The following is a 580-nucleotide window of genomic DNA, read 5'->3' on the forward strand; positions in this document are numbered from 1 at the left end:
ATGACGATAGTCTTGATAGTAGTAGACTATCATTGCTTGTGATAAAGACACATTTCGGCGTATACCAATATATCATCAAGAAAGCAATCAATAAGGATGTGTTTTATGTTCCGTTATCAAAAAAAGTAATACTAAAGTTATGGAGCGATAAAAAGGGGAATTTACTATTTTCCTTCATTCCTATAAGTCCACCAATATTTCTAAGTGATTATGAAGTTGTCAATTTCGATTTACTGAATGTAGCAGATGATATCAGCGGAAATTTATTAGTCGATACAAGCAAAAGCCAAATAGATATAAAAGGATTATCTTCATTACTAAATGCGATAAAAGATATCACAGGCGTTAATGTTCCTACTGATGTTCTTGTCTTATTAGCATATTTGTTATCAAGTTAATTTTTTTTATCAATAATTTTTTTCAAGTTCTTAATATTATTTCTAGTATTTCTAATTTCTTATTTTCTTATAATTATTTATTTTTATCGATAATTTTTCTCATTTTTTAGATATTTTTACTAATTCCGCAGAAATTGTAAAAGTCGGATCGTAGCCATGTCGTTCTGTGAGCCAAGGAGTTG

The 580-nt window shown here is 28.6% G+C and carries 1 protein-coding gene; it reads left to right on the top strand.

Annotation, left to right across the window (positions count from 1 at the left end; genetic code table 11):
• Nucleotides 1-398 (top strand): hypothetical protein (locus ABDZ76_RS17625; protein ID WP_343808693.1); only part of this gene is annotated, 398 nt, incomplete at its 5' end.
• Nucleotides 399-580 lie beyond the last annotated feature (182 nt).

Source organism: Paenochrobactrum glaciei (genome assembly GCF_039522165.1).
In the GTDB taxonomy this organism is placed as follows: Bacteria; Pseudomonadota; Alphaproteobacteria; order Rhizobiales; family Rhizobiaceae; genus Paenochrobactrum; species Paenochrobactrum glaciei.